The 15,938-nt window shown below is 61.9% G+C and carries 20 protein-coding genes; 5 read left to right on the forward strand and 15 right to left on the reverse strand.

The window, feature by feature from the left end:
* Position 1: 1 nt before the first annotated feature.
* From GNH96_RS14515 to gshB, 7 genes are read right to left on the reverse strand one after another with little or no spacing between them, the layout of a single operon-like run.
* Positions 2-1,312, reverse strand: a complete 1,311-nt coding sequence (locus GNH96_RS14515) for a dihydroorotase (RefSeq protein ID WP_169604302.1) — start codon at positions 1,310-1,312, stop codon at positions 2-4.
* Complete coding sequence (locus GNH96_RS14520) at positions 1,309-2,295, reverse strand: aspartate carbamoyltransferase catalytic subunit (protein ID WP_169604303.1); 987 nt, start codon at positions 2,293-2,295, stop codon at positions 1,309-1,311. Before GNH96_RS14520 ends, GNH96_RS14515 begins: the two co-directional genes overlap by 4 nt.
* Positions 2,292-2,804 (reverse strand): bifunctional pyr operon transcriptional regulator/uracil phosphoribosyltransferase PyrR, encoded by a 513-nt coding sequence (gene pyrR / locus GNH96_RS14525; protein WP_169604304.1) that lies wholly within the window; start codon positions 2,802-2,804, stop codon positions 2,292-2,294. The genes GNH96_RS14520 and pyrR overlap by 4 nt, the downstream gene beginning before the upstream one ends.
* A gap of 3 nt (positions 2,805-2,807) precedes the next feature.
* The gene (ruvX, locus tag GNH96_RS14530) at positions 2,808-3,263 is read right to left on the reverse strand and encodes a Holliday junction resolvase RuvX (protein ID WP_169604305.1); all 456 of its coding nucleotides are present in this window, start codon (positions 3,261-3,263) and stop codon (positions 2,808-2,810) included.
* A complete protein-coding gene (locus GNH96_RS14535) occupies positions 3,256-3,822 on the reverse strand; it encodes a YqgE/AlgH family protein (protein ID WP_169604746.1) in 567 nt (188 codons plus the stop codon). Before GNH96_RS14535 ends, ruvX begins: the two co-directional genes overlap by 8 nt.
* A 45-nt stretch (positions 3,823-3,867) precedes the next feature.
* Positions 3,868-4,710: an energy transducer TonB gene (locus GNH96_RS14540; protein ID WP_169604306.1), complete on the reverse strand. Its 843-nt coding sequence runs from the start codon at positions 4,708-4,710 to the stop codon at positions 3,868-3,870.
* Positions 4,700-5,674 (reverse strand): glutathione synthase, encoded by a 975-nt coding sequence (gene gshB / locus GNH96_RS14545; RefSeq protein ID WP_169604307.1) that lies wholly within the window; start codon positions 5,672-5,674, stop codon positions 4,700-4,702. The genes GNH96_RS14540 and gshB overlap by 11 nt, the downstream gene beginning before the upstream one ends.
* Before the next feature lie 92 nt (positions 5,675-5,766).
* Here gshB and rpmB point away from each other — a divergent pair, with 92 nt between their 5' ends.
* From rpmB to GNH96_RS14570, 5 genes are all read left to right on the forward strand, one after another.
* Positions 5,767-6,003 carry a 50S ribosomal protein L28 gene (gene rpmB / locus GNH96_RS14550; protein WP_169604308.1) on the forward strand — a complete coding sequence of 79 codons (237 nt, stop codon included), beginning with the start codon at positions 5,767-5,769 and terminating at the stop codon, positions 6,001-6,003.
* A 19-nt stretch (positions 6,004-6,022) separates the two neighbouring features.
* On the forward strand, positions 6,023-6,178 hold the full coding sequence (gene rpmG, locus GNH96_RS14555; protein ID WP_169604309.1) for a 50S ribosomal protein L33: 156 nt from the start codon (positions 6,023-6,025) through the stop codon (positions 6,176-6,178).
* A 189-nt stretch (positions 6,179-6,367) separates the two neighbouring features.
* Positions 6,368-6,991, forward strand: a complete 624-nt coding sequence (gene parA / locus GNH96_RS14560; protein WP_169604310.1) for a ParA family partition ATPase — start codon at positions 6,368-6,370, stop codon at positions 6,989-6,991.
* 4 nt (positions 6,992-6,995) lie between these two features.
* Positions 6,996-7,370 carry a hypothetical protein gene (locus GNH96_RS14565; RefSeq protein ID WP_169604311.1) on the forward strand — a complete coding sequence of 125 codons (375 nt, stop codon included), beginning with the start codon at positions 6,996-6,998 and terminating at the stop codon, positions 7,368-7,370.
* Between the two features lie 205 nt (positions 7,371-7,575).
* Positions 7,576-8,922 carry a DegQ family serine endoprotease gene (locus GNH96_RS14570; protein ID WP_223163438.1) on the forward strand — a complete coding sequence of 449 codons (1,347 nt, stop codon included), beginning with the start codon at positions 7,576-7,578 and terminating at the stop codon, positions 8,920-8,922.
* A gap of 64 nt (positions 8,923-8,986) precedes the next feature.
* Here the strand turns inward: GNH96_RS14570 and GNH96_RS14575 are convergent, their stop codons facing one another.
* From GNH96_RS14575 to rpmJ, 8 genes are all read right to left on the reverse strand, one after another.
* Positions 8,987-9,907: a branched-chain amino acid transaminase gene (locus tag GNH96_RS14575; RefSeq protein WP_169604313.1), complete on the reverse strand. Its 921-nt coding sequence runs from the start codon at positions 9,905-9,907 to the stop codon at positions 8,987-8,989.
* A gap of 49 nt (positions 9,908-9,956) precedes the next feature.
* Positions 9,957-12,647, reverse strand: coding sequence for a bifunctional [glutamate--ammonia ligase]-adenylyl-L-tyrosine phosphorylase/[glutamate--ammonia-ligase] adenylyltransferase (gene glnE, locus GNH96_RS14580; protein ID WP_267313378.1), 2,691 nt, complete (start codon positions 12,645-12,647; stop codon positions 9,957-9,959).
* Positions 12,648-12,943: 296 nt separating this feature from the next.
* Positions 12,944-13,303: a 50S ribosomal protein L17 gene (rplQ, locus tag GNH96_RS14585; RefSeq protein WP_169604314.1), complete on the reverse strand. Its 360-nt coding sequence runs from the start codon at positions 13,301-13,303 to the stop codon at positions 12,944-12,946.
* A gap of 24 nt (positions 13,304-13,327) precedes the next feature.
* Entirely contained in the window at positions 13,328-14,314 is a 987-nt protein-coding gene (locus GNH96_RS14590) for a DNA-directed RNA polymerase subunit alpha (RefSeq protein WP_169604748.1), read from the reverse strand.
* A 23-nt stretch (positions 14,315-14,337) separates the two neighbouring features.
* Positions 14,338-14,958 carry a 30S ribosomal protein S4 gene (rpsD, locus tag GNH96_RS14595; RefSeq protein WP_169604315.1) on the reverse strand — a complete coding sequence of 207 codons (621 nt, stop codon included), beginning with the start codon at positions 14,956-14,958 and terminating at the stop codon, positions 14,338-14,340.
* A 15-nt stretch (positions 14,959-14,973) separates the two neighbouring features.
* Positions 14,974-15,360: a 30S ribosomal protein S11 gene (gene rpsK / locus GNH96_RS14600; protein ID WP_169604316.1), complete on the reverse strand. Its 387-nt coding sequence runs from the start codon at positions 15,358-15,360 to the stop codon at positions 14,974-14,976.
* A gap of 15 nt (positions 15,361-15,375) precedes the next feature.
* Entirely contained in the window at positions 15,376-15,732 is a 357-nt protein-coding gene (gene rpsM, locus GNH96_RS14605) for a 30S ribosomal protein S13 (RefSeq protein ID WP_169604317.1), read from the reverse strand.
* A gap of 82 nt (positions 15,733-15,814) precedes the next feature.
* On the reverse strand, positions 15,815-15,928 hold the full coding sequence (gene rpmJ, locus GNH96_RS14610) for a 50S ribosomal protein L36 (protein ID WP_010961579.1): 114 nt from the start codon (positions 15,926-15,928) through the stop codon (positions 15,815-15,817).
* Positions 15,929-15,938 lie beyond the last annotated feature (10 nt).

A 15,938-nucleotide genomic window follows, 5' to 3' on the forward strand; every position in this document is an offset into this window, starting at 1 on the left:
CTTATCCGATCCTCGCCGAGGCAATGTCCCCACTGGAATAAACCAGCCGCCCACCTGCCAGGGTCGCCGTCACCCGTCCCGTCAGCGTCCACTCCCAGAACGGCGTATTGCGGCCCGCGCTGAGCCAGCCGCCCTGCGCCGGCACCCAGGCGGACGCCGGATCGAAAACGCAGATATCGGCCGGCGCCCCCGGCACCAGCCGGCCGGAAGCCAGGCCGAGTATTGCCGCCGGCCCCGCTGTCATGCGGGCAATGGCATCGGACAGCGACAGCCACCCCTCCGCCACCAAGGCGCACATCAGCGGCAGCAGGGTCTGGAGCGAAGACAGGCCGGGCTCGGTTTCGGGAAACACATCGAGCTTGGCATCCGGTTCATGCGGCTGATGGTCCGAGCACACAGCTGAAATCCGGCCGTCGGCCACGGCGGCGCGCAAGGCGTCACGATCGGCCATCGTGCGGAACGGCGGACGGCTGTGGCAAAGGGCATCGAAGCCGTCGACATCCGACTCAGTGAGATGCAGGTGATGCACCGCCACGTCCGCGCTGACATGCACGCCTCGCGCTCGGGCTTCGGCGACCATTTCCACCGCGCGGCCGCTACTGAGCTGGCCGAAGTGCGCGCGCACCCCCGTCTGCTCGATCAGTGGGAGAGCCTGGGCGACCGCAACCGTTTCCGCCGTCTCCGGTATGCCGGGCAGCCCAAGACGGCTGCTCACCACCCCTTCATGTACGCAGCCCTGGCTGCGCAACCAGGGGTCCTCGGGACGGAACACCACGACGAGATCGAAACTCGCCGCATACTCCAAGGCCCGTCGCAGCACCAGCGGATGGGCGAGAGGCCGGTCGGCGTTGCCCAGCGCCAGGCAGCCCGCGCGTTTCAGCGCATACATTTCGCTCAGATCGGTCCCCGTGAGGCCGCGGGTCAGGGCGCCGATGGGCAGCACCCGGACTTTACCCGCCTGCTCGGCCCGCTCCGTGACCAGCTTGACCACGGCGGGGGTGTCGATGACCGGGACGGTGTCCGGCGGACAGCACAGCGTGGTAACACCGCCGGCTGCCGCGGCAGCGCTTTCCGAGGCGATGCTGCCCTTGTGCTCCTGCCCCGGCTCCCTGAGCCGGGCGCAGAGGTCGACGAAGCCGGGACACACGATTTGACCGGACGCATCGACGCGGCGATCGGCCTCGAATCCGTCCGGCGGAGCTCCGACGCCGGCGATGACGCCGTCCGCGACGCATACCGTGCCCGGTCCGTCGAAGCCGGAAGCCGGATCGACGATGCGGCCGCCTTCGATGAGGATGCGTTCGCCGCTCATGCCGCCACCTCCATGTCCGGACCGGCGTGCATGGCCATGGACATCACCGCCATGCGCACCGCGATGCCGTTCGTCACCTGCGGCAGGATCACCGAACGGGGACCATCGGCGATCGCCGAATCGATTTCGATGCCGCGGTTGATCGGCCCGGGATGCATGACGATGACATCCGGCCTGGCTTTCTCCAGACGCTTCTCGGTCAGGCCGAAGCGTTGGAAATATTCGTGTTCGGACGGAATGAACGCGCTCCCCATGCGTTCGAGCTGCAAGCGCAACATGATCACCACATCGACATCGCGCAATCCCTCGCTCAGATCATGGTAAGGCACCACGCCCAAGGCTTCGACATGGGCCGGCAGCAGGGTCTTGGGCGCCACCACCCGCACCTCCTCCACACCCAGCGTGTTGAGCGCCCAGATCTCCGAGCGCGCCACCCGGGAATGCAGGATGTCGCCGACGATGGCCACCTTGAGGCCGGCGAATTCGCCCTTGCAACGCCGGATCGTGAACACGTCCAGCATGGCCTGGGTCGGGTGGGCATGGCGGCCGTCGCCCGCGTTCAGCACACTGATGTGGGGCGCGACATGGCGGGCGATGAAGTGGGCGGCGCCGCTCTGGGCATGGCGCACCACGAACATGTCGACGTGCATCGCTTCCAGATTGCGGACGGTGTCGAGCAGGCTTTCGCCCTTGGAGGTCGCGGAGGTGGCGATGTTGATGTTGAGGACGTCGGCGGACAAGCGCTTGGCGGCGAGTTCGAAGGTCGTCCGAGTCCGCGTGCTGTTTTCGAAGAACAGATTGACCACGGTCTTGCCGCGCAGCAGGGGCACCTTCTTGACGTTCTGCGCCGTCACGCCGGCAAAGGATTCGGCGGTGTCCATGATCCGGACCAGCAGCTCCCGGCTCAGCCCTTCGACCGTCAGGAAATGGCGCAGACGCCCGGAAGCATCGAGCTGGATATCGGCGGCGGCCGTCGCGCTCATCGCCCCCCCGCACGTATCGTCAACTGCAGGGGCTCGGGACCGACGAGCTTGATGCGCTGCCCCGGCTCCAGCTCGACCCGCCCGCCGATGCAATCGGCCTGGATCGGAATCTGCCTCCCGTTCCGATCGATCAACACGCCGAGCACGATTTCCGCCGGACGCCCGTAATCGAAGATCTCGTTCAACGCGGCGCGCACGGTGCGTCCGGTATACAGCACGTCGTCGATCAGCACGATGTTCCGGCCGTCGATGCGAAAAGGCAGCTTGCTCGCCCGCACGTCCGGATTCATGCCCGATTGCGGGTAATCGTCCCGGTAGAAGGAAATATCCAGATACCCCAGCGGCTCGGAGAACCCCAAACGCCGATGCAAGACTTCCGCGATCCAAGCTCCGCCCGTGTGGACGCCGATCATGGCCGGATCGTCGAGCCGGCGCCGGACGAGTTCCTCCCGCAATGAAGCTTCCAGACGCGCCAGCAATGTTTCGACGTCGAGATCCGCTTGACTCATGTATTACCTCGGTGATGCCTTATCAAGTGAAAACCAGGTTTGCAGGATCAGTTGCGCCGCCATTTCGTCCTTCACCTGCTCGAACTCGACCGATTTGCGGCGGCGGCGCTGATAAAAATGGGTGCGCGACTCGGCCGTGGTGAGCGTCTCGTCCACCGTATACACCGGGAGCAGGTAACGGCCTTCGAGCTGCCGGCAGAAGCGCAAGGTCGGCGCCGTGATGGGGTTTTCGCTGCCGTCCTGCTGATGGGAGAGGCCGACGACGAGGCCCGCGGGCTGCCATTGCGCGATCAGTTCGGCAATGGCGGCCCACAACTGCGCGGTCGGCTGCGCCCGCAGGGTCCGAAGCGGCGCCGCAGTGCCTGTGACCGATTGCCCGACCGCAACCCCGATGTTCCTCTCGCCGAAGTCGAAACCGAGATAAGTGGCACCGCGCGAGCCGGGCGGCGCTTCAGCCATGACCAGCCTGGCTGGTCAGCAGCGAGATGTCGATGCCCACGAGATCGGCCGCGGCCTTCCAGCGCCGCAGCGGCGGATGCTCGAAAATGACCGCGTTGTCCGCGGGCGCGTTGAGCCATGCATTTTCGATGATTTCACGCTCGAGCTGGCCCTGGCCCCAGCCGGCGTAGCCCAGAGCCAGCAGCATGCGGCTCGGCCCCTCGCCTCGCCCGATCGCTTCCAGAATGTCTCTGGACGTCGTCAATGCCAGCCGATCGGAAACCACCAGCGTGGAAGCCCACACCGTCGCTGGTTCGTGCAATATGAAGCCGCGCTCCGGATGCACGGGACCGCCGAAAAAAACCGGCAGATCGCCCATCTCGGTGGCTGCCATTTCGATCTCCATCTGCCGCATGACATCGCCCAGCTTGAGCTCGGACGGCCGGTTGATGATGATGCCGAGGGCTCCGTCCGCGTTGTGCTGACAGAGCAGGGTCACGGTTTTCGCGAAATGCGGATCGGCCAAGCCGGGCATGGCGATCAGAAAATGGTTGGCGAGAAATGCTGTTTCCTGGTTCATCATGATTAGTATCGGCGCTCCTGCAACGGCGCCGCAAGCGGCGAACTACGGCGCGGTCTCCAGACGCGTGCCGTTCAAAAACTTCCAGGTGCGGGTGATCACCAGCACATCCGCCTCTTCCCGCAGTTCCACCGGGAACGGGGCAAACGGCGCCGCGAGGTGGACGATCCTCACCGCTGCATCGTCCAGCGCCTGCTCCCCGGAGGAACGCCGCACCTGGACCTTGTAGACGCTGCCGTCGGGCCGCAAGGCTACGCTCAACAGCAGGCTGCCGGTCAGGTTCCTGCGACGCGCCTCCTCCGGGTAATTCAGGTTGCCGATACGCTCGATCTTGTCCTGCCAAGCCCGCTCGTAAGCCGCCGCCTTGTATTTGTGGGCATTGACCGAATTGATATACACCATCCTGGGACGCGGCGCTTCCTCCTGCTGCCGCACATAGGCCGCGCCGAATTCAGCGATCTGCCGGCTTAAGGACTCGGCGGAAATATGGGCCGGTGGAGCGGCTTCAAGTTCGGGCTCCGCCTTGACGGACTGTTCGATGCGCGGACTTTTCAGCACCGGCTTCCGCGGCGGTCGCTCCGTCGCCGACGCCTGGCGAGAATCCCTATGCGGAGCCGTTTCCGCCGGTTTTTCCACACCGCGGCTGGGCAAAGGCTCGACGCGCTCCCGCTTCTCGTCTCCGCGCTGATTTTCCGCCGCCAGATGTTCCGCCTGTTTCGGCGCCTCCCGTGCGGGAAGCCGCAGCAGCGTCACCTCAAAGGTCCTGGAAGGCTCTCTTGGCGTCGCCGCAAGCTTCGCGTTCAGGCTGAAAATCGCCGCCACATGGACCGCAAACGCAATCAGCAGCGCGAGCAGCAAGCGGCCCTGGTCGTGCGACTCAAGCGACATGGCGGGTGCGGTCCGAAGCGGACACGACAGATTCGATGTGGTCCATGAGCATTGCGCTGATGTTCAGGCCGAACAGCGTGTCCAGTTCCTGGATGCAGGTCGGGCTGGTGACGTTGACCTCGGTGAGGTAATCGCCGATGACGTCGAGACCGGTGAATACCAGACCGCGCTCCCGCAGGGTGGGTCCGACCTGCGACACGATCCAGCGGTCACGCTCGGTCAGCTCCCGCCCCTCGGCCCGACCGCCGGCCGCCAGATTGCCCCGGCTTTCGCCGTGGGCCGGGATGCGCGCCAAGGCATAGGGCACGGCTTCTCCGTTGACCACGAGTATGCGCTTGTCGCCATCCCGGATTTCCGGAAGATAGCGCTGCGCCATGACGAAACGCCGGTTGTGCTGGGTCATGGTTTCCAGAATGACGCTCAGGTTGTGATCGCCTTCGGCCACTCGGAAGATCGATGCGCCGCCCATGCCATCGAGCGGCTTCAGCACGATCTCGCCGTGTTCGCGCAGGAACTCCCGGATGCGCCCGGCCTCGCGGGCAACCAGGGTCGGCGCGCAGCATTGGGGAAACCAGGCGGTGAACAGCTTTTCGTTGGCATCCCGCAGGGAACGCGGCCGATTGACGACATACACGCCCCGGTTCTCGGCGCATTCGAGCAGATACGTCGCATAGATATATTCCTGGTCGAACGGCGGATCCTTGCGCATGAGGATGACGTCGAGCGTGTCCAGCGCGATGTCCCGCTCATCCAGAAACTCGAACCAGCGGACGTAATCGCGCTCGACCTGAAGGTGCCTGACCCGGGCATGGGCGCGGCCGTCGCGCAGGTAAAGATCGTTCAGCTCCATGTAGAAGAGCTCCCAGCCACGCGCCTGGGCTTCCAGCAACATCGCGAAGCTGCTGTCCTTGCCGATCTTGATCTTGCCGATCGGATCCATCACGATCCCGAGCTTCAATGTCATCGCGTCCCCCGAACCACCCACTGTTGACTAAATGCCGTCAAACCCTTATAAAGCACGTTTTTCCACCCTGCAAGCCGACATTGAGGTAAGCCATGTCCAAGGTATGTCAGGTTACGGGGAAGCGGCGTATTGTAGGCCATAACGTTTCCCACGCTAACAACAAGACGAAAAGACTGTTCAACCCCAACCTGCACGAGCGCCGTTTCTGGGTCGAGAGCGAGAATCGCTGGGTTCGCCTCAAGGTCTCGAGCCACGGCTTGAGGGTCATCGACAAGTGCGGGATCGACGCCGTCCTGGCAGACATCCGCAAACGCGGCGAAAGAGTTTAATCGGCAGGAGCGATGAGCCATGCGTGACAAGATCAAGTTGGTGTCCAGCGCCGGCACCGGCCATTTCTACACCACCACGAAGAACAAGCGCACCATGCCGGAGAAGATGGAGATCAAGAAATTCGATCCAGTCGTGCGCAAGCACGTCATGTACAAAGAAGCCAAGATCAAATAACGTTCTCCGGCGTTCTCGATGTGCGCGCAGTCAGGCCTGCGCGCCGCCCCCTTCGGCTTTCCCCGCCCCCCCTCACGCTTCAGGCCTTCGGCCTCTCCGGGCAGCTTGCGCATCGCGAGCGGTGCAAGCGTCACCGGAATCGACTAGGATACTTAGTCATACCCGACTCCCGGAGGGATGGCATCCCGCATGATCATCGGCGTTCTCAACCAGAAAGGCGGCGTCGGCAAGACCACCCTATCGGTCAACTTGGCTGCAGCCCTGGCCTTGTCGGGCAAGCGCGCCTTACTCATCGATGCAGACCCGCAGGGCAGCGCGCTCGACTGGCAATCGACCCGGGAGGGCGATACTCTCTTCCCGGTCGTCGGCATGGCGAAACCGACCTTGCACAAGGATGTTCCCGAACTCGCCGCCAGCTATGACCACGTCATCATCGACGGCCCTCCCCGCGTCAATGAACTCGCCAAGTCCGCTATCATGGCCTGTGATCTCGTCCTGATCCCGGTCCAGCCCTCTCCTTACGACGTCTGGGCCGCGGATGACATTGTCAAGTTGATACAGGAGGTTATGATATATAAGGCGAAGCTGAAGGGCAGGTTCGTCGTCAACCGGAAAATCGTGAACACGGCCATCGGTCGCGACGTAGCCGAAGCACTCCGGGATTACCCGTTCCTGGTAGCCGAAACAGCCATAAATCAAAGGGTTGCCTATGCCGAAAGTGCCGCCTCCGGCCTTTCGGTACTCGAGTTCGACAGCAAAGGGCCGGCAGCCAGGGAGATCAAGGCGCTCGTTCGTGAACTCGTGGAGGAATAAGAGGATGGCCAAGAAAGTCGTACCCATAACATCCAAACCGCGCGGCCCGACCCTGAGTCTGGTTTCGGCGACGGAGGAGAAGTCTGCGCTCTCTCCCGAGGCTCGAACTCCCCCGAGCCATGCTTTCCGCGACTATACGAAGTCAGGCTCGCCCGTCGCCGAAGGCTTGTTCGCCAAGGCAGTTTACCGATCGGTCTACTGTCTTTCTTTCGGCGTGGTCCTCAGCGCCCTGGTACTGGGCAAACTCATACCGGGACGACGCCTGATCGCCAAAGGTCTCCAGGATGGAACCATGGCGGCGCGCCAGTCACTGAACTGGTTCGAAACCCAGCGGGACGTCACCGCTCCCGGCATGGACGAAAGCGGGCTGAAAGCCTGATCGGCCTCCGCCTCGGCGCAAGCATAGGCGCCGAGGCATATCCGGCGCCGCTTCGGTCGCCGCCATTCCTCTGCGATGTTGCTATCACACGCACGGCATCCCATATTCAGCATATCTGGCGCGCCGCTGGGTGAATGCTTTTTTTGCTACACTGAAACCGCCCATGCCACCGCCGTGCAAAAAAACGATTGATGGAGGTTATTTCATGCGCATGAAACCGATCGGCGCCCTCCTGCTTATTGCAGCGAGCGGCCTTTCTCCCTGTGCCCCGGCCTGGGCGGACTTGCCGACGAGCGTCAACGGCCAGCCGCTGCCGAGCCTGGCACCCGTGTTGAAAAAGGCCATGCCCGCGGTGGTGAACATTTCGACGAAAACTCAAATCGAAATCGCCGAAAACCCCTTGATGCAGGACCCGTTTTTCCGGCATTTCTTCGGAATTCCCAATCAGCCGCGGCGCCGGGAAAGTTCCAGCCTGGGCTCCGGCGTTATCGTCGACGGCAGGCGAGGCTACATCCTCACCAACAACCACGTGATCGACAAAGCGGACGAGATAAGCGTGACGCTGCGGGACGGCCGTCAATTAAGCGCCAAGCTGGTCGGGGCCGATCCGGAATCCGATCTGGCCGTCATCAAGGTCGAACCCAAGAACCTGACCGAACTGCCCATCGGCGACTCCAGCCAGCTCGAGGTCGGCGATTTCGTCGTCGCCATCGGCAACCCCTTCGGCCTAGGACAGACGGTAACCTCGGGCATCGTAAGCGCTCTGGGCCGCTCGGGTCTCGGCATTGAAGGCTACGAAGACTTCATCCAGACCGATGCTTCGATCAATCCCGGCAATTCGGGAGGCGCGCTGATCAACCTCCGCGGCGAACTGGTGGGCATCAATACGGCGATCATCGCCCCGACCGGCGGAAACGTCGGCATCGGTTTCGCCATTCCTTCCAACATGGCAGCGAGCATCATGACCCAACTGGTCGAAAAAGGTGAAATCCGCCGCGGCCAGATCGGGATCTCCATCCAGGATTTGACGCCGGATCTCGCCCAGGCATTCGGCCTGAGCCAAAGCCAAGGCGCCGTGGTCACCGGCATTCAAAAAGACTCTCCCGCTGCTTCGGCAGGGCTGGAAGCCGGTGACATCGTGCTCAGCATCAATGACCGCCCGGTCCGGAACAGCGCGGACGTCCGCAATACCATCGGCCTCTTGCCGATAGGCGAAGAAGTCCGGCTCGAGGTCATGCACAAGGGACAAAGAGTGGTACGCGATGTGACGATCCGCGCTCCCAAGTTGGTCCAGGAGGAGGGACGCAACATCCACCCCAAACTGTCCGGGGTCGTACTCAAGAACAACCAAGATGGCGGCGTCCAGGTGGACAAGATCCACACCGGCTCCTACGCATTCCAAGCGGGCTTGCGCCCCGGGGACATCATCGTCATGGCGAACCGCGAGGAGATCGAAACGCTGGACGACCTCAAGCGCGCCACCAAGGGCCGCTCCGAGCTGCTGCTCAGCGTGCAGCGGGGTGACGGCTCGTTCTTCCTGATGCTACGGTAGCAGAAAACACGGAGCTGCTCGGCAGGCACCACTTTCGCCTGCCGAGCAACGTGCTCGAAGACCCTCAGACGAAACTCAGCCATTCGGCATGGTCGGCGCGGCGTCCATGCACATAATCGAAATAGAGCGTCTGCAGTTTTTCCGTGATCGGCCCGCGCACCCCCTCGCCGATCACGCGGCCATCCACTTCGCGGATCGGCGTGACTTCCGCCGCAGTCCCGGTGAAAAACGCCTCGTCGGCCACATAAACCTCATCGCGGGTGATGCGCTTTTCCACGACTTCCAGGCCATGCTCCCGCGCCAGGGTGAACACCGTCTCCCGGGTGATGCCTTCCAGCGCCGACGTCAGGTCCGGCGTGTACAGCCTGCCTCGGCGGACGATGAAGATGTTTTCGCCGCTCCCTTCCGCAACGTATCCCTCATGATCCAGCAGCAGCGCTTCGTCGCATCCGGCTTCGATCGCTTCCTGCACGGCCAGAATGGAATTGAGATAGTTTCCGTTCGCCTTCGCCTTGCACATCACGCTGTTGACATGGTTCCGGGCATAGGAAGACGTCCTCACGCGGATGCCGCGCGCCATGTTTTCCGCCCCCAGGTAGCTGCCCCACTGCCAAGCCGCAACCATGACGTGGACCGCCAGGCCGTGCGCGTGCAGGCCCATCCCCTCGGCGCCGAGAAAGCACATGGGGCGGATATAGGCGCTCTCCAGATTGTTGCGTGCCACCGCCTCCAGCTGAGCCCGATCCAGGGCATCCTTGTCGAACGGAATCGACATCTTCATGATGTGGGCCGAGCGGAACAGACGGTCGGTATGGTCCCGCAGCCTGAAGACCGCGGTCCCGCGCTCGGTGCGGTAAGCCCGAAGACCTTCGAATACCCCGCAGCCGTAATGCAGCGTGTGGGTCAACACGTGAACCTTGGCTTCTCGCCACGGGAGCCACGTCCCGTCGAGCCATATCTGCCCGTCTCGATCGTCCATTGCCATGAAATGATCTCCTTCAGTCAGCGGAAAATTGCTTTAAGCCGCGGCGCCATCAAGGCGCCGGCGTTTCGATGATATGCTTCCACGCCGCCTGCACGGCCATGCGATGCTCGGTAAATTCCGAAGATGACGCCAATGCCGGCATTTCTTGCAAAGCAAGGCGATGCACCTCCCCGCGATAATCACAATAAGCGCGTCGAAGCCGATCCGCCTGTTCAGGCGTGAGGAAATGTATGGTCAGAAGGCTTTCCAGTAAGCGGACCGTATCGGTCCAGCGAGTTATCTCGCAATGCTTTGCAGCGCTGACAAGGACGCCGAATTGTACAATAAACTCGATATCGGCAATACCGCCCACGCCCTGCTTCAAATCGAAAACGCCCGGCCGTCTGTCCATCAGACTTTCCCGCATTTTCTCGCGCATCGCCAGAATATCGAGCCGCACCTGCCGACTGTCCCGCTCCGTGCAGAGTACGGCTCGCCGGATGGCATCGAAGCGTGCGCCGACCTGCGGGTCGCCGGCCACGAACCGCGCCCTCACCAACGCTTGGCGCTCCCAGGTCCAGGCTCGCTGGAGCTGGTAATTTTCATAAGCGTCGACTTTACTGACCAGCAGACCGGAACTTCCGCTGGGCCGCAGGCGCAGATCGACTTCGTACAGCGCTCCGCCGAGCATCTCGGTCGTCAGCAGGCTGACCAACCGCTGGATCACGCGGGCATAAAACTCCGCGGCGCTGACCGGCCGCGGCCCATCGGTCACCGCATCGCTGGCGACGCCGTCATAGAGGAAAACGAGATCGAGATCGGAGCCATAGCCCAGCTCTATGCCGCCAAGCTTTCCATACGCAATGACGCCGAATCCGGGGAAGTCCGGGGAGGCTCCCGTTTCTACCGGCGGAACGCCGTGGCGCGCCGCCGTGGCCCGCCAGGCCAGCCGCAGCGCCCGTTCGATCATGACTTCCGCCAAGTCCGTCAGGTAATCGCTGACCACCATGACCGGAATGACCTTCATGATATCTGCCGCTGCGATTCGCAGCTGATGCGCGGCCTTGAACTGCCGGAGCCGCAGCATCAGTTGCTCCTCATCCTCCGGTGCCAGACTGCCGACCAGAATGTCCGCCTCTCGCGCCAAAGCCTCCCGCGTCAACGGACTGTACAGGGTCCTGGGGTCCAGCAATTCGTCAAGCAAGATCGGGGCGCTGGATATGAGCCGCATGATCCAGGGGCTCGCCGCGGCCAGTTTGACCAACTGCGACAACGCGGCGGGGTTCTCCGCAAGCAGGGAAAAATAGACGCCCCGGCCGGCAATCGACTCGAGCAACCGGAGCACTCTCGGCAAAATCGCCGCAGCATCGGCCGCACCCAAATGTCCCAGTTCCGCCAACAGCTTCCCGATGACGCGATGAAGCTCGCCCATGGCCCCGGTACCGAGCCGCCGAATGGGCGCCGAGGCGCGGAACTTGACCAAGGCGTCGGCCATGGCATCGGCGGCGCCTCCGAAGCCAGCCAGTGCGAGCGCCAGTTCCGCCTCGCTGCCGTCCAGCATAGGCTCGGCCGTTACCTGAGGCGAAGGCTCGGCGATCACCTCGCTGAAAATCCCGTGAACTCTCCTGCGAATCCTCTCGAGTTCATCGCCAAACCCATCCCAGCAGTCGAACCCCATCGAATACGCGAGCAGCTCGCGTCGCTCCGGTGATGTCGGCAGGTCATGTGTCTGCTTGTCCTCATACTCCTGAAGCCGGTTCTCGACCTTGCGCAAGAACCGGTAGGCTTCGCAGAGAAACGACGCTGCCTCGCGATCAAGCAGGCCCAGTTGGCCAGCCCGCTCCAAAACGACTAGGATGCTTCGGTCCTGGAGTCCGACATGGCGGCCGCCCCGGATCAACTGGAATGCCTGTCCGATGAATTCGATCTCGCGGATGCCGCCGGGACCCAGCTTGATGTTGTCGCCTCTGTCCTTACGCCGGAGTTCCGCAACGATTTTCCCTTTAAGCGACCTTAGCTCGCCGAATACCCTGTAGTCGAGGTATCGACGATATACGAAAGGCTGAAAAAAGCGTTCGAATTCCGCGCCGTCTTCCGGATCCCCGCCCACGGCGCGGACCTTCACCATCGCGTAGCGTTCCCAGTCGCGCGCCTGCGCCTGGTAATAGCGTTCGCACGAATCGAAACTGACCACCAGCGGGCCACTGTCGCCGAAAGGCCTGAGCCGCAGATCCACCCGGAATACGAAACCGTCCTCGGTCACTGCATCGAGCACCTGAACGAGCGCCCGCGCGAGCCGAGTATAAAACTCCGCGTAGGTCGTGGCGTTGCGGTCCGATAATTCACCGTCCTCGAGATAGGCGAAAATCAAATCGACATCGGACGAGAAATTGAGCTCCCGGCCACCGAGCTTCCCCATACCCAGGACAACCAGGTTCTGTGCGGAGCCATCGCTCCGCCTTGGCACGCCCCATCGTCGGCAGGTGTCTTCGAAAAGCCAGCTCAAAGCCGCTCTGATGGCCGCCTCCGCCGTGTGCGAGATTCTTGCCAGAACCTCGTCGATTCCGAGCTGGCCGGAGATGTCCTGCCACGCGATGATCGCCATTTCGCGATTCCGCCACTGGCGCAGTGCCCGAGCCAGCGCATCGCGATCGGCCGCCTCGCCCACGCACTTGCGCAGCGCATCGTCCGGGTCGTAAACCCTACAGCCTCGCTCGCCCAGGGAGCGGAGAACCGAGACTAAACTGGGATCTTTTTTCAAGACCCCGAGGAAGAACGGGCTGCATGCGCCGACGAAGCCCAAAGACAGGCGCAGAGGTTCCGGTAGACTACCGAATCGCAGCCCGCCCTCTTCGCATATCCGCTCGCACTCCGCTAGCGCGGCGGTCAAAAACCGGGTTTGGATGAGGGAGGCCACAGACGTCCTCGGGGAGCGACTCGTCCGGGTTCAAGCGCCGGCAGGTCGGCCTGACCGGATGACGGAGAGAGGCGGGCGCGTCGGGCGCGCCCCAATAGGCAAGAGTCGGCGGCCCTGCGCGCGCCGCCGCCAAAGCGCTGTCAGGCGCGATCCACGAGCTCCACAAAAGCCATCGGACTCGCGTCGCCGGCGCGGAAACCACACTTGAGAATGCGCGTGTAACCGCCCGGCCGCGTCTTGAAACGCGGACCGAGATCGTTGAACAGCTTGGTCACTGCATCCCGATTGCGCAGCCTCGCGAAAGCCAGACGCCGGCCGGCCACGCTGTCCTCCTTGGACAAGGTGATCAGCGGTTCTACGTAACGCCGGATCTCCTTGGCCTTCGGCAAGGTCGTCTTAATGATCTCGTGCTCAACGAGCGCAGCCGCCAAGTTTCGATACAAAGCAGAGCGATGGCTGCTCGTCAGGTTGAATTTTCTTCCCGCTTTACGATGACGCATTTTTTCTACACCCTTTGAAAAAGGCTATTGATTCGGCTTCTTGAGACCTTCCGGCGGCCAGTTCTCCAGGCGCATGCCCAAAGACAAGCCCTTCGTCGCCAAGACGTCCTTGATTTCCGTGAGCGACTTTTTTCCCAGGTTGGGCGTCTTGAGCAAATCCGCTTCGCTACGCTGAATCAGGTCACCGATATAAAAGATGTTCTCGGCTTTCAGACAATTCGCGGAGCGAACGGTGAGCTCAAGATCATCCACCGGGTGCAGCAACAGCGGATCAAACTGGGGCCCATCCTCCCCGAACAGCGGCAGGTCCTCGCCTTTCAGGTCAACGAGAATGCCGAGATGTTGATTCAGGATGTTGGCGGCATGCTTGACCGCTTCCTCGGGCTGAACCGTACCGTTGGTCTGGAGCTCGATGACCAGCCGGTCGAGATCGGTGCGTTGCTCGACCCGGGCGCTCTCGACTACATAAGACACCTTTTTGATCGGACTGAAGCTCGCATCGACATGCAGCGTACCGATCGCCGAATCACCTTCCACGGCGCGATTGGCAACGGGCTGGTAACCCCGCCCCTTTTGCACGTGGAGCGTCATGCGCAAACGGCTGCTGCCGGTCACATGTGCAATCAGCAAATCCGGATTGAGCACCTCAACATCGTGAGGGATTTCCATGTCTCCCGCCAAAACCTGTCCGGGCCCCTGTTTGTCGATGTTCAGATAAACGTCGTGAGGCCCGTTGAGCCGAATAGCGAGGTTCTTCAAGTTCAAAAGCACGTCGATCACGTCCTCCTGAACCCCCTCGATGGTCGAATACTCGTGCAGCACGCCGTCGATTACGACGTCCGTCACTGCCGCTCCTGGAATGGAAGAAAGAAGCACGCGTCTCAGGGCGTTGCCCAGAGTGTGGCCGAACCCTCTCTCCAGCGGTTCGATCACCACACGTGCGGAGTTCGCCCCGTGAGGAACAACCTCCACCGTGCGCGGCTTGATCAGCTCGGCAAGCGAGTTGTGCATATAGGTGTACCCCATCACGCGCGCTACTTCGAATACAATTCAACGACCAGTTGCTCGTTAATATCCGAGCCCAATTCGCTACGCTCCGGCGCTGACTTGAAGGTGCCCTTCATGGCTTTGACGTCAACGTCGACCCAAGACGGGAACCCATACTGTTCCGTCACCTGAAGCGCGTCCTTTACCCGACCCTGGGACTTGGCCTTCTCGCGAAGCTCGACGACATCGCCGCTGCGCACCTGGTAGGACGGGATGTTCAGGGTGCGCCCATTCAGGTTGATCGCCTTGTGCGACACGAGCTGCCTTGCTTCGGCGCGTGTCGACGCAAAACCCATACGATACACCACATTGTCCAGGCGGGATTCAAGCAGGCAAAGCAGGTTTTCACCTGTTGAGCCCTTCAAACGGGACGCCTCGGCGTAGTAGTTGCGGAACTGGCGCTCCATGACGCCGTAGATTCGCCGCAGCTTCTGCTTCTCACGAAGCTGAGCCGCGTAATCGCTCAGTCGGGGCCGCTTCTGCCCATGCTGGCCGGGAGGCTGATCCAGCTTGCATTTGGACTCAAGGGACTTACCGCGGGACTTCAGGAACAGATCGGTTCCCTCGCGCCGGCTCAACTTACACTTCGGCCCAAGATATCTAGCCATTTTTCAAAACCCTCGTCAGACGCGCCGTTTCTTCGGAGGACGACACCCGTTGTGAGGCAGCGGAGTGGTGTCCACGACGTTTACAATCTTAAAGCCCAAGGCGTTCAAAGAACGCACGGCCGATTCCCTCCCCGGACCGGGGCCGGTCACATGGACGTCCAGATTCTTGATTCCGTATTCCTTCGCCACCGAACCTGCCTTTTCTGCAGCAACCTGAGCCGCAAACGGCGTGCTTTTGCGCGAGCCGCGAAAACCCGACGCTCCGGCGCTCGCCCAAGACAGGGCATTACCTTTTCTATCGGTAATGGTGACTATGGTGTTGTTGAAGGAGGCGCTGACATGAGCGATGCCATCCGAAATGTCTCTTTTGATTCTCTTAGCGGGGCGACCTGTAGTAGCCATTTTTCCACCGTACCGTTATTTCTTGATCGGGCGACGCGGTCCCTTGCGGGTGCGAGCGTTGGTTCGGGTGCGCTGACCTCGCGTCGGCAACCCGCGCCGATGCCTCATGCCGCGGTATGCGCCGAGGTCCATGAGCCGCTTGATGTTCATGGCGACTTCACGCCGAAGGTCGCCTTCCACGACGAACTTCGCGACTTCGCCACGCAGCCGCTCGACCTGTTCGTCGCTCAGCTCTCTGACTTTCTTGTCAGTCTCGATCCCGGCGTTCTCGCAAATCAAACCTGCACGCGTACGCCCGATGCCGTAGATCGCGGTCAGTGAGATTACTACATGCTTGTGATCTGGGATGTTGACTCCAGCAATACGCGCCATTTAAACAAACTCCAACTCTAAGCCACTGAGCGAAAGCCGGCCATTATACACAGCCACCGGCCATCTCACAACGACGAAAACATCAACCCTGCCGCTGCTTGTGCCGGGCATCCTTACAAATGATGCGGACGATGCCGTTCCTCTTGAGGACCTTGCAGTTACGGCAGATGCGCTTAACAGATGCTCTAACTTTCATAATGCTTCCT

Origin of the sequence: Methylococcus geothermalis, assembly GCF_012769535.1 — a bacterium.
Classification (GTDB): Bacteria; Pseudomonadota; Gammaproteobacteria; order Methylococcales; family Methylococcaceae; genus Methylococcus; species Methylococcus geothermalis.

Bases quoted from the DNA above. Each gene is read 5' to 3' on its own strand.
- GNH96_RS14565 (WP_169604311.1), top strand. From the start codon at position 6,996: ATGGCCAAGAAAGTCGTACCCATAACATCCAAACCGCGCGGCCCGACC.
- rpsK (WP_169604316.1), bottom strand. From the start codon at position 15,360: ATGGCTACTACAGGTCGCCCCGCTAAGAGAATCAAAAGAGACATTTCG.
- rpsD (WP_169604315.1), bottom strand. From the start codon at position 14,958: ATGGCTAGATATCTTGGGCCGAAGTGTAAGTTGAGCCGGCGCGAGGGA.
- gshB (WP_169604307.1), bottom strand. From the start codon at position 5,674: ATGACATTGAAGCTCGGGATCGTGATGGATCCGATCGGCAAGATCAAG.
- GNH96_RS14575 (WP_169604313.1), bottom strand. From the start codon at position 9,907: ATGGCAATGGACGATCGAGACGGGCAGATATGGCTCGACGGGACGTGG.
- rpmJ (WP_010961579.1), bottom strand. From the start codon at position 15,928: ATGAAAGTTAGAGCATCTGTTAAGCGCATCTGCCGTAACTGCAAGGTC.
- GNH96_RS14535 (WP_169604746.1), bottom strand. From the start codon at position 3,822: ATGAACCAGGAAACAGCATTTCTCGCCAACCATTTTCTGATCGCCATG.
- pyrR (WP_169604304.1), bottom strand. From the start codon at position 2,804: ATGAGTCAAGCGGATCTCGACGTCGAAACATTGCTGGCGCGTCTGGAA.
- GNH96_RS14520 (WP_169604303.1), bottom strand. From the start codon at position 2,295: ATGAGCGCGACGGCCGCCGCCGATATCCAGCTCGATGCTTCCGGGCGT.
- GNH96_RS14540 (WP_169604306.1), bottom strand. From the start codon at position 4,710: ATGTCGCTTGAGTCGCACGACCAGGGCCGCTTGCTGCTCGCGCTGCTG.
- ruvX (WP_169604305.1), bottom strand. From the start codon at position 3,263: ATGGCTGAAGCGCCGCCCGGCTCGCGCGGTGCCACTTATCTCGGTTTC.
- rpmG (WP_169604309.1), top strand. From the start codon at position 6,023: ATGCGTGACAAGATCAAGTTGGTGTCCAGCGCCGGCACCGGCCATTTC.
- GNH96_RS14570 (WP_223163438.1), top strand. From the start codon at position 7,576: ATGCGCATGAAACCGATCGGCGCCCTCCTGCTTATTGCAGCGAGCGGC.
- GNH96_RS14590 (WP_169604748.1), bottom strand. From the start codon at position 14,314: ATGCACAACTCGCTTGCCGAGCTGATCAAGCCGCGCACGGTGGAGGTT.
- GNH96_RS14515 (WP_169604302.1), bottom strand. From the start codon at position 1,312: ATGAGCGGCGAACGCATCCTCATCGAAGGCGGCCGCATCGTCGATCCG.
- rpmB (WP_169604308.1), top strand. From the start codon at position 5,767: ATGTCCAAGGTATGTCAGGTTACGGGGAAGCGGCGTATTGTAGGCCAT.
- rplQ (WP_169604314.1), bottom strand. From the start codon at position 13,303: ATGCGTCATCGTAAAGCGGGAAGAAAATTCAACCTGACGAGCAGCCAT.
- rpsM (WP_169604317.1), bottom strand. From the start codon at position 15,732: ATGGCGCGTATTGCTGGAGTCAACATCCCAGATCACAAGCATGTAGTA.
- parA (WP_169604310.1), top strand. From the start codon at position 6,368: ATGATCATCGGCGTTCTCAACCAGAAAGGCGGCGTCGGCAAGACCACC.